General features: G+C 36.7%; 8 protein-coding genes and 1 pseudogene. 4 read left to right on the top strand and 5 right to left on the bottom strand.

The window, feature by feature from the left end; all coding sequences use genetic code 11:
• Positions 1-198: 198 nt before the first annotated feature.
• From ACFINC_RS01090 to ACFINC_RS01070, 5 genes are all read right to left on the bottom strand, one after another.
• The gene (locus tag ACFINC_RS01090) at positions 199-351 is read right to left on the bottom strand and encodes a hypothetical protein (protein ID WP_375615725.1); all 153 of its coding nucleotides are present in this window, start codon (positions 349-351) and stop codon (positions 199-201) included.
• Positions 352-1,525: 1,174 nt separating this feature from the next.
• Positions 1,526-2,512: a DUF2125 domain-containing protein gene (locus tag ACFINC_RS01085; RefSeq protein ID WP_375615724.1), complete on the bottom strand. Its 987-nt coding sequence runs from the start codon at positions 2,510-2,512 to the stop codon at positions 1,526-1,528.
• Between the two features lie 791 nt (positions 2,513-3,303).
• Positions 3,304-4,050, bottom strand: a complete 747-nt coding sequence (locus tag ACFINC_RS01080) for a glutamine amidotransferase (protein WP_375615723.1) — start codon at positions 4,048-4,050, stop codon at positions 3,304-3,306.
• Positions 4,051-4,196: 146 nt separating this feature from the next.
• Positions 4,197-5,756, bottom strand: a complete 1,560-nt coding sequence (locus ACFINC_RS01075; protein ID WP_375615722.1) for a heme biosynthesis protein HemY — start codon at positions 5,754-5,756, stop codon at positions 4,197-4,199.
• An 11-nt stretch (positions 5,757-5,767) separates the two neighbouring features.
• Positions 5,768-6,952 (bottom strand): mitofilin family membrane protein, encoded by a 1,185-nt coding sequence (locus ACFINC_RS01070; RefSeq protein ID WP_375615721.1) that lies wholly within the window; start codon positions 6,950-6,952, stop codon positions 5,768-5,770.
• A gap of 362 nt (positions 6,953-7,314) precedes the next feature.
• Between ACFINC_RS01070 and tsaD the strand changes: the two genes are divergently transcribed.
• From tsaD to ACFINC_RS01050, 4 genes and pseudogenes are all read left to right on the top strand, one after another.
• Positions 7,315-8,409, top strand: a complete 1,095-nt coding sequence (tsaD, locus tag ACFINC_RS01065) for a tRNA (adenosine(37)-N6)-threonylcarbamoyltransferase complex transferase subunit TsaD (protein ID WP_375615720.1) — start codon at positions 7,315-7,317, stop codon at positions 8,407-8,409.
• A gap of 387 nt (positions 8,410-8,796) precedes the next feature.
• Positions 8,797-8,928: pseudogene (locus ACFINC_RS01060) on the top strand (integrase); the annotation flags it as partial.
• Between the two features lie 462 nt (positions 8,929-9,390).
• On the top strand, positions 9,391-9,825 hold the full coding sequence (locus ACFINC_RS01055) for an EVE domain-containing protein (protein ID WP_375615719.1): 435 nt from the start codon (positions 9,391-9,393) through the stop codon (positions 9,823-9,825).
• A gap of 1,198 nt (positions 9,826-11,023) precedes the next feature.
• Entirely contained in the window at positions 11,024-11,704 is a 681-nt protein-coding gene (locus tag ACFINC_RS01050) for a response regulator transcription factor (RefSeq protein WP_375615718.1), read from the top strand.
• Positions 11,705-12,426: the final 722 nt, after the last annotated feature.

Raw genomic sequence — 12,426 nt, 5'->3', positions numbered from 1 at the left:
TTTTATACAACAGATTGATTTATATTGATAATTTGGCGTTTTGCATATTGAATCAGAATCCCAAATCTCATAAGATTCTTTCATTTCAAGTCTGTTTTGTTGAATCAACCAAAACCTTTCGTTTTCACATCACAAGCAGAATAAGTGTATAGATAAAACTGTACAAGAAAAGATTAAAAATATCTCTTATGAATCGTCTCAAATGCCAAAAACTGTCGCAACACTAGAGGTTGGCAAAATGTGTGATGGTGTATGTACTCCTTCATAAGCGTAAAGATGAGAGTGCTCAATGGATTCGGTATACCATTTACGAGCACCATCGGGAAATGAGCTTGGAAGCGGTTGCAACATATCTCTTTTAAAAAAGCCCGTGAATATGCAACCTAAGTTGGTTTGGAGTGTTCTATTTTTCGTGCAGGGCATGATCCCATTAAGCAAGTACCAAAAATAAAAAATAACCCTTAAAGATTATTGGCTTGCGCGGGAAACAAGTGTTCAAAGCGTCAAGAAGCTCCATGAGCTGAACAAAGATAAGTTCAAATTTTGCTGTCAAATATCCTTCATTATAAAAGTATAATGTTTTGATTTACAATCATAATTTTATCATTTTGTATATTGAAAAAGCGTTACGATATCTTCGATTTCTTTTATTTCAAATCTATTTATATTCAATCAATTAACTCCATTTCCCCTTGCATATTGCAAATGGGAAAGCCGAATAGATAAAAACAGTAAAGAAAGGACTAAAAATGCCCCTCATAAACCGCCCCAAGTGCCAAAAGCTGCAGTAACATTGGGAGTTAGCAAATATAATATGATGGTGTTGCCCCTTATCTTATTACTCCATAACCGAAAAGATGATAGCCCTTAATGGCTTTATCGTTATACCATTCATAGACGACATCGTGAAACAAGAATTACTGAGAAATATTTTTTTAACAAATGCGTAAATATGCAATACAAATATATTCTGTTTTACGTGGAAGACATATGGCTTCATTAAAAAACATCAGAAATAAAAGGATAAGCTTAATCCATTATTTAAAAGATATAACTGTAACTGCTTTTGAAATGCGTAAAATCAAATAAAAAATGACAGTAAAGATGGATGTTGATTTTTCCCTTTACAACTTCATATTCTCCTCCAGCTAGCCTGTTTACTTGTTTTAAGAGGTTACTCCCAAACAGATATATGCAATATGCTCATTCCATATATAAAGAAAAAGGTTCCTAACAAGTACCACACCACCTGTATAAAAAGGCAATTCAGCATATTTTAAAATGCCACTTTTTCCATACAAACACTGTTGTTATATGTAGTTTGACATAAGATTTTGTACTAAGTGAAAAAAGGTTGGACGAGTTAGGAGTAGGTGGTAATTTTTTATTTTTATAGCTATTTTTTTACCATTAAATACGTATTTTGTTAAAATAGATTTTGACACTCTAAAATTGCAAAAAAGTGTGAAAATCAGAAAAAATCGAAATTTGGTAGTAAAAATGAAAAAAGACTTCGGTACAATATCTAAAGCGGAGCAAGACGACCAAGTTTTAAAAATCCTAGTTTTACCCACCCTTTGTTAATGAGCAAAGGAAGAACGGGGGCGCCATCCGCGTTTTTAGGAAAAGCACCCAAAATAAAAAATAACGCCTGAAGACTATTGGCTTGCGCAGGAAATAAGCGCTGCAGAGTGTCAAGAAGCTTCATGGACTGAACAAAGACAAGTTCAAATTTTGCTGTCAAATATCCTTCATCATCAAAAGAAAAAGGTCCACTAATACGTACCGCACCACCTGTATGAAAAGCCAACTCGCTATGCTTTAAAAGTCCACTTTTTCCATACAATCGCTGTTGCCAATTTTTTCCTTCATTTTCAGATAGAAGAGAGACATCATTCAAAATCCATTTCAAATTGCCATCAATTTTAGGAATATCAACAAAAGAAGATGTAAAAAAGAGAGAAGCATCAAAACCATCAAAAGTTATATGTCCCGATAAATGATTCTTTTCATGTTTAAGATCAAGTCGGAAAAATTCTGCCGTTATTTTTTGGGAGGCATCTTTTGGTTCTAATGGCTGAATAATTACGTCATGCGTATTTTGCAAAGATGCCGAATCTTCAATATTTTCTTGTGTTGTTTTTTTATCTGTTGTTTGTGCTCCTAATGCTTCTTGAAGCTTTTGATCTTCAAGGGAAGAGGAAAGAAATGAAATCTCAAGCCCTTCAGTTATCAACTTCAATGTCTCACCCGTTTTCCAATAAGGTTCTGTTTCAATCACCAAATTGCGCCAACGGGATACTATGGGAGCTTTTCCAGAAAAAACAATCGATGCAGGAGAATGAACATTAAACTCGACCAAATAAGGTGAATAAATTGGTGCACCAGCCGTCAAACGCCCCGTCGATAAAGAAACCCCATGTAAAGGCCAAGAAAATTGAAACTTATCACAAATAACACCGACACGTAAAGGATAACCACCCCTGCGTACATTCTCGCATACCACCGCCATATTATGGGAAGATACTTTTGCGAATATATCAGAAACATGGTCTTCTATTTTACGTGAAAAAAAAACCAGAGTGCGCTATAAATAAATATTAGAGCAAAACAAAAAAGCCCAAAAATTAAATAGCTTAAAGAAAAACTTTTTCGTCTTAATGGTAATTGAGAGGATTTGGACAACATTAAAACTTTCTTTATCTCTTAACTTTCTCCCACCCTAAAAAGGACAAAGATTTCTAACCCCGGTCAGTTTATACACAATCCAACTTCTTAATCGACCGGATTTTATCTACTGGTCACTTCAAGAAGACCCCATACATCGTTCTAAAGTACTGTATCTCATAAACTCAACAAGGTTTTCTTAAGAAGAATGATTATACCCTTTAACAAAAAATACCTCATGTGTAAAGTTTTACATAGGCCTTCTATCTCAGTCTTCAACCATACTGTTTTATAGCACAACAAAAATGATAATGAATAATGTCTCTTAACGATAAAGCCATTGAGCCCCTCCATCTTTACGCTTATGGAAGAGCAAGCCAGCACCATCATTATATTTGGCTAACCCCCAAATGTTGCAACAGCCCTTGGCACTTAAGACAGTTTATAAGAGGCATTTTTAGTCTTTTCTTATACAGTTTTTGCCCACACGTCAGCCCTACTTGTAATATGCAAGCAAGAGGTTTTTATTGAGTCAACATACACAGGTTTGGAATGAGAAAACCTTACTATATTCAGGATTCTCATTCAATATTCAAAACAGTAAATTACCTATATAAACCAAAGCGTTGCCAACAATCACACAAGTGCGGTCGGTGTACAAAAAATCTGGCGTAATGCACCTTCAAACCATTGGCTCAAAGCTCGATCATAGATTAAACGACCTTTCAAATGTGCACAAGCAGGTTGAGCGCCTTTTTCAGTCAATTTATGTGCCGAACGTACAACCAAACGCCGCATCATAGCACGTGTAAATTCAGCATGAAATTGCAAACCCCATGCATTGTTTCCATAACGAAAAGCTTGTGTAGGATACGTATGCCCTGTTGCCAAAAGCATCGCCTCTTTCGGTAAATCATAAATACCCTCATCATGGAAATGGTAGACCATTTCTGGCCAATTCATCAATTCTTTCCCTTGTGGGGTTGCTTCTAGTGGATACCAACCCACTTCAACGGTTCCATCACTTCTTGTACCAACGCGCGCGCCTAGATTGCGCGCTAACATTTGTGCTCCAAGACAAATACCCAAAAAAGGCTTATTTTCCTTTAGCAACAACGAAATCCAGTCAATTTCCTCACCAATATAAGCTTCGCTGTCATTCACACTCATCGGTCCCCCTAAAATAACAACGCCAGCATAATGCTCTAATGTATCAGGAAGCTTTTGTCCAAAAATAGGACGATAAATATCAAGAACAAAACCATTTTGTTGTAAAAATTTTCCCAAACGACCAGTATAGGTAGAGCGCCGATGAATAACGACAGCAATCCTTGGTTTGTTATTTTTTTGTTTTTTATCAAGACATCTCTGATTTAAAAACATTTTTTAACCAATCACCTCTGCTACCAAGCAAAACTTTATTTTTAAAGCATAAGAGAATAATTTTATTGGACAAGACTAACGATATTTTTTCTTCTAGGTCAATTGTTTCTTCTGAAAAAACGCTCATACTACCATATTGATGTAATTTAAAATAAACGAAATTTTTTCCTCGTTAAAGACGTTTCTTCTTCTGTTTTAACCCCTGGGTCATCAACATTTAAGTGAGTTTGACTGAACATTTTTACATCTTGTTCTTTCATATCTTGTTTTTCCACCTGCGCATTATGCAAAAGAGAATCATCTATAGGTGTTAATTTTTCAAGCTTCTTATCTTCAATACCATCACTTTTTCCCATAATGTCTTCTTTATCTTCTTTTTTCTGCACACGATTAGCCGCCTCTAATGTGAGAGAAGGTGCACAAGGAGGCGCTTTCCATTCAAAACAGCCTAAACGTCCACTGATTGGAGAAACAGCTGACCAAGAAGAAAAAATAGACCCATCACACATCCATACTGGATCACGTTCAGCACGAAGTGCTAAAGAAAGCCATTGACGCACAGCGCCTTGATTATTTCCCTGTGCTTCTTCAATATCTGCCAATAATAAATAAACACTTTCCCGTGGATGACACTGCAATGCTTTTTGTGCCTGCTCTCTTGCTAATGCCGTTTCACCAGCATCCAAAGCTGCTTTAGCAAGAAGAAAAGCCGACTCAAATGCCTCTTTATTATAAGAAGCAAGTGTCTCAGCCCTTTTCAATCGCCCAATGGCTCCTTCTTCTCTTTCAAGATAAAGCATCCCCAAATCAGGATGAGGATCCTTTTGCCAAGCCGCTATAATCATTTTATCCGCTTTACGCGTTTCATTTAATTTATAAAGAATATCAGCAGCAATAACTGTTATTGGAACAAAATCAGGCGCCAATTTATGGGCTTTCAAAATTACAGCACGTGCTTGTACAGGATGTGTATCAAACAAATGAAGTGCCTGCCCACTTAACAATAAAACCTGCATATGCTGCCGCTCTGGAGTCGAGCGAACAGAACGCGGGAGAGCTTTATTTGCTCTTTCAAAAACAGTAAGTGCCTTATCCCATTTACCCTCAGCACTTAACCGATCAAGCACCACCTGATGCGCCCATAAAAGTGCTGGCGATAAAGTCAGTGCCTCTTCGGCATATTGTTGTGCTGCCTCATAAGCTTTACTCTTCATCGCTTCACGAAACAAACCATAAAGTCCAACTAATTTTGTCGAATCTTCCTTTCTCATTTCCTCGTAAAGACCGATGGCGCGAGCAGAGTTATTTTGTAAAGACAAGGTTTGTGCTTGTAAAAATTTTACCAATGGCTCTTGTTTCCCTGCAAGATATTTAGCAACCCGTGCTTCCATTTCTTGCGCTACCATAGCATCACCAGCAAAGGTTGCAAGAATCCCCTTTGAAAGAGCTTCATAACCGCGCTTTTGATAGCGTTTATAAAAATAATTGGAAAGAGCACTAGGTATGGAAAAAAAGAACGATAATAACCACCATAAAAGCACCAGCATTGCAAAAAGCAAAATAAGCACACTTAACACTGTAAGAAATGAAGCAGAAAATCTGAAATGCAAAAATGTGAGGACAAAAACACCGTTGTGGTTAGCAACCCACCCGAAAGCTAAACCGAGGATACAAACAACAAAAATATAAATAAAAACACGAATCATCTGGAGCCTATTTACATCTTTGTTGCTTTAAAAGATCCTTGTTGTACAGACAATAACAATTGCTGCAACAACTGTTGAATAGCAATATGTCTTTCAAGCTGCTTAACAAAATCCTCTGAAACATCTTTTGCACTTTGGGGCAATGATTGCCATTCGCTCAAAGCCTTTTCGTAATCACCGGTTTGAATGGCAACTTCCATGCGCGCCGCAATAGCTTCCAGCGTTGTCCCTTCAACATTTCCAATCGGTCGCGAAACAATGAGCCCTTTTATCCAAGCTAAAATTCTGTCAAAAAAACCAGCATTTGACGTAACAAGATTTTGCGTACCAACAATTGCATCAGCAACATAAGCAAAATCAACTGAAAGTTGTGCTGAGCTTGGAAGACCCACAGTAGCTGTTTTTTGTAACAAATCAATTCCATTAATCGAAGGCGATAGTTGCTGCAACAGCTTTAATTCATTATTATAAGATCCACCACGCTCTACAGCATTTTTTAATGAACTAATTGCAGTAAAGAGCGCGGTATCTATTTCTTTTTTCTTACTATTTTTAACAGCAGTTTCTTCCTGTAGTGCTTCTAACTGTTGTTTTAACGCAGCAAGATCATTTGCGTTGCTCTGCCCAACAGACAAAGCCGTCTCTATCTCTTTCGACTCTCTAACAAAAGTTTGTACAGTTTCTTCAAGAGCTTTTACTTTTTCCTCTAAAATTGCAAAAGCTTTTTTGCTTTCTTCTTTCGATAGTTCATCATTTTTCGTTGTTTTAAACTGTTGTGATGAAAAAGAAGAAAACTCTGTTTTTAACGCATCGATTTCTTGAAAGACCCGGCTCAATTGTTCCTTTGTGTCTTCACTTTGACTTTTTGCGGCTTCAGCAATCTGCAAGGCTTTTTCCTCCCCAGCAGAATTTGCCACAAAAGGAGAAGGAAAAAAACCAGCCCATTGAAGCCCCATAAAAATTCCCAAAGCAATGAATCCCCCCAAAATCCCAGAAAGGGACAAGAAAAGCCAAGTTGTACTAGAGGTACTTTTATCCTGACCTTGCATATTCTGTTTTTCTCGCGCAGGAGATTCTACAGAATTGTGGATTTTTTCCTCTGAATCATGGGGTATAGCTTCATGTTCAATAACTGGTTTCTTACGGCGCGTACCAGTATAATGTGATTTAACTTTTGGTTTTGAAGAATCGACCATCTCTGTCACTTTTTGTGCACACTTTTTTCAAAAATAAAATAATAAAATGAAAAAAGTTTTAAAAATGAAGCTTTTCTCAAATATCTTCGAAAGAGTATAAATTTACAGAAATTTTCCAAAACTCATTTTTCTCAAGAATAGTTACAATTATAGACTTTAATAGACAAGTTTTAAAAAAACATTTGCATTTTATACTCGAAAATACAGCTTTATTTTTTAATCAACGATATCATAAAATTCAAAGAAAATGCCAAAACACATATTTTTCATAGAAAAATCAATTCTAAGAGAAATACTTTGCATCTTTTTCTGTTCATGGTACGCACGCAGGAAAGAAGCTTCAATATAAGGTTTTGTTTAAAATGCGTCTGCTGGGAATAGAAACAAGTTGTGATGAAACGGCAGCGGCTGTTATTGAATATAACAATGAATCAAACAGCCGAATTCTTTCCAATGTTGTTTGGAGTCAAATTGATCACCATGCACCTTACGGCGGTGTTGTTCCTGAAATTGCTGCTCGTGCCCATGTTGAAGTTCTTGATCGTTTAATTCTGCAAGCACTAACAGAAGCAAACACAAAATTAAAAGATATTGATGGCATTGCAGCCACCAGTGGACCTGGTTTGATAGGAGGACTGTTGGTAGGGGTTATGAGCGCAAAAGCACTCTCTCTTGCTACTGGAAAACCATTTATTGCCATAAATCACTTAGAGGGACATGCTTTAACAGCTGTGTTGACGCACAATGTCAACTTTCCTTATTTATTACTTTTAGTTTCAGGTGGCCATACACAAACAATCCTTGTTCATGGAGTAGGAAACTACCAGCGTTTAGGAACCACCATTGATGATGCATTAGGAGAAGCCTTTGATAAAACAGCAAAACTTTTAGGTCTTCCTTATCCTGGTGGACCAGCACTTGAAAAAGCTGCTTTATTGGGTGATAAAAATCGCATCCCTCTTCCACGACCTTTAAAAGGTGAAAAACGGTTAGATTTTTCTTTTTCAGGACTCAAAACTGCTGTTCGACAAGCCGCAACAGCCATAGCTCCCCTTACAGAAAATGATATTGCTGACATTGCCGCAAGTTTTCAAGCCGCTGTGACTGATACGGTACGTGATCGTGTTCACCTAGCTTTACAACACTTTACCCACCAATATCCTCTCTCTGATAATCAAGAAAGGCGTTCTCCTGCTTTAGTTGTTGCGGGCGGCGTTGCCGCAAACCAAGCCATTCGCTCTACATTGCAAGAACTTGCCCATCAACATGGTTTTGAATTTATAGCCCCTCCTCTTTCCTTGTGTACCGATAATGCTGCGATGATTGCTTTTGCTGGTGCACAAAAGCTTGTACGAGGAGAAACAAGCCCTCTTGATATTGCTCCTCGCTCACGCTGGCCATTAGATGAAAAAGCCCTCCCCTTGATTGGGATGGGACGCCGTGGAACAAAAGCATAAGAAAATTGTCATCTCTCAAAGAAAGAAGACTTCCACTCAATCTGAATCTGTAAACAGTCCGAATTTCTTATCAAGCGAATTTCCCTTGGCTTCCAAATCACACAATTCACTTAACTCAAAGCTCGATACAAAAACCTCAATATTGACCACACATTCTAAAAACACTTCAGTCTCAAGAAAACAGCCTTATATCACACACCTTAAATGAAGTATTCAAGGCATTTATTTATAATGATAATTCACTGTTTGTATGTTGAATGAGAGTCTCGAATAACGTAGGATTCTCTCATTTCAAATCTGTTTATATTGCATCAATCAAAACCATTCCCTTGCACATCACAAGCGGGATGAGTGTGTGGATAAAATTTATATAAGAAAGGACTAAAAATGGCTCTTATGAACCGTCTTAATGCAAGGGCTGTCCCAACATTGGGAGCTGGCAAATATAATGATGGTGCCGGCTTGTTACTCCATAAGCGTAAAGATGGAGGTACACAATGGATTTTACGGTTTCACGGCATAATAAGACGCACTCTATCCCACAAAGCATAATATCAAGCCATCCTTTGACATTATCACCTTTGACCTTTTGTTTGTTTCATTGCCATTGTAATCTTAAAACTTTTTAGAATCAATTTTTTTGCCAAATTTTCTCCAACGCAATGCTCCAATGATCCTATAGTAACTGCGTTTCAAACCGTCGCTGAGAAGATGATTGAGCCTCCACATGGCTGAGCAATTTTAAGTCTATTCTTCGATACACTGATATATTTTTCTGCTACAAGATAAGTAAAATACCTTTATACACCATAAAGTATCAATGGAGTGCGTTTTTCTACTACAAATTATTTTGAAATAAGAAAAAACAGATAATGCCCGTTCTTTACTCCATTTTAAAAATCACCCTTGATGATATGACAAAGATACTTATAAAAAATTGGACATGACGAATGCATAACAATCTATGAAAAAGGTGAACACATGGCTTATTGGCTTTTTAAATCTGAACCCCATAAATGGTCATGGGAGATGCAAAAGAAAAAAGGAGTTAATGGCGAACAATGGGATGGTGTACGCAATTATCAAGCCCGTAACAATATGCGCGCTATGAAATATGGTGATAAAGGTTTTTTTTATCACTCAAATAAAGGTTTAGAAATTGTAGGAATTGTAGAAATATGTGCTGAAGCACACCCTGATTCTACAAGCTCTGATCCACGCTGGGAATGTGTGGATATCCGAGCACTTTATGACATGCCAACACCTGTTTCATTAAAACAAATCAAAGCCAATCCTAAACTAGCAAATATGGTGTTGGTCAAGGCCAGCCGCTTATCAGTACAACCCGTGACAGAAGAGGAATGGACAGAAGTCTGTTTGATGGGCAACCTTAAGAAGGAAATGCTTTTATCTTAAAACAATAAATTTTATTCATTAATAATACATTGATTTATAATGATAAATTACTGTTTTGCATGTTGAATAAGAGTCCCGAATATCGTAAGATTCTCTCATTTCAAATTTGTCCCCTGTTGAATCAATTAAAACCACTTTCTTGCACATAAAAAGCGGGATGAGTGTGTGAATACAAATTGTTAAAGAAAGGAGTGAAAATGGCTCTTATGAACCGTCTTAAGTGCTAAGGGCTGTCTCGACAACACCCACGAGCTGGCAAAGTGTATGATCCGGCTTACTTGTTCATAAGCGTAAAGATGGGAGTGTTCGATGGATTTACCGTTAGACTCATATGAAAAAGCACTTCATGTCGCACAAGGCATCCCTCTCTATTGATGTGTTTTCACGCTAAATACATAAATAGGATACTCTTCCTTATCATTTTTCATTCTGCACTCTTCTCAAGATAAAATGCCCCAAAACTGCCCCTCCTTCATTAGGTATTTTTTAGGCATTGCGACCAAATGTAAAGCTTAAGCAACGATTATAATAAGCAACACCACGAACATAACACACAGACCCCTTCGCACACAAATGCAACAAAAAACAAAACTGAACGTGGATAAAAAACAATAAAAATGACCGTAAAATTCTCCTAAACAGTGCATATCTGCTAGGTGTTGCACAGTTCTCTTCACGCTTAAAAAACGCATCATATTGAGTGTTCATTGTTTTGCATGTTGGATGAGAGCCTCTCATGCCGCTGGATTCTCTCATTCCCAACCTGTTTATATTGAATCAATCAAAAGCTATTTGCTTGCACATTACAAGCGGGGAAAATCCCGTATAGATAAAAAACGTGAAAGAAAGGACTAAAAATTCCTCTTATGAAGAGTCTCAAGTGCCAAGGACTGTCCGAAACACCCACGAGCTGGCAAAGTGAATGATAGTGCTAGCTTGTTTCTCTATAAGCGTAAAGATGATTGACATCTCAATGGCTAAAACACGTTCTAGAGCATAAAAAAACGCTTCCAACCAATACGTAAAATACTCTGCAAACGGAAACACCTTTTTTCAGCAAGCAACCATAGAAATTATAAAAGTTTATTTTTTCAAAGACTTTTTTTAATTTTCCTCTTTTAATTTTTCTTGCATGAAATCTCATTTTTCGTGAAACTACTTCACCAATCAGTACATCAACATGCCTATAAGGAAAAACATGAATCACTATACTCTTTTAATCATTGAAGATGATGATCTACGTCCCGTTTTGGTAGAACAATTACAAATGCATCAAGAGTTCGAAATTTTCCAAGAAAACACAGCTGAAGCGGGAATGAAAATAATCCAAGAAAAAAATATTGATCTCGCTATTTTGGGACTTGAACTTCCTGATCTTGATGGTCGCAAAGCCGTTAAACAATTACGCACTCAAGGATTTCGTGCTCCCATTATCATGATAACAAATTATGATACAGACTGCGACACCATTTTAGATCTTGAAACAGGTGCCAATGATTATGTGACAAAACCCTTTCGCTTTGCGGTGTTATTAGCGCGAATTCGAGCACAGTTACGTCAATATGAACAAAATGAAGATGCGACCTTTCAAATTGGTCACCATACTTTTAAACTAGGGCAAAAACTCCTTCTTGATCAGAACAACAATAAAATCCGTCTCACAGAAAAAGAAGCAGCGATTCTTAAGTGCCTCTATTACGCCAATGATAAAATTGTCAGCCGTGAAACATTGTTAGAACAAGTTTGGGGTTATAATGAAAATGTTATCACCCATACTTTAGAAACCCATATTTATCGTTTGCGACAAAAAATCGAAAAAGATCCCTCCAATGCACAAATTCTCATGACAGATCAAAATGGTTATTGTTTAAACCTCTAATTTGATATTTACTGTTTCAAAAATAATTTTAATATCTTTCAATTAAAATACAAACAAGATGAAAAAAAATGCTTATATGCAATTTGAGTAATGCCGTATAGAACTTCCCTTATCAGCGTTCTTATGACAAAATATCACCCTCCCTTATGAAAATATTCCAACACGAAAACCCGCAACAGAAATGCTTTTACGACATACTTTGCAGCTTCTGCTTCATATGTTTTTGCTCCCTTTAAAATTTTAAATATATTTCGTCTACAAACAATCGTAATATCTTGTAGCAACATTCTTTATCATAATCATTTTCTTTAGAATATTGATATTTATCATTGTTTTTTTAAAGATACCGCTTCACGCACTGCTTTACCTCACATTTACTCGCCTAAATTGAGAGAATATTTCTTATATTTTTCCTCCATCCTTTACTTATCTCCTCTTAAAAAAACAAAATAATTAATTATATAATCTGTTTATCCTAACGATAAAGACAACCATTAAGCACAACTATCTTTATACTTAATAAAAGGGTAAGCTAGTACCATCACACACTTGAGCTTGCTCTAAAATGTTGCGATAACCCTACAGCTCTTGAGACAGTCCATAAGAAGCATGTTTTTTCTTATCCAATTTTCCCTACATGGCCCACCCACTTGCGACGTACAAGAAAATGATTTTGTTTGATTCAATATGAGGGTAATTTGACATAAGAGAATTCTCCTATA

The sequence above is a fragment of the Bartonella sp. AP58NXGY genome (assembly GCF_042195785.1).
In the GTDB taxonomy this organism is placed as follows: Bacteria; Pseudomonadota; Alphaproteobacteria; order Rhizobiales; family Rhizobiaceae; genus Bartonella.
Note: the sequence above shows the minus strand (reverse complement) of the source record. Positions and strands in the feature narration are given on the sequence as shown.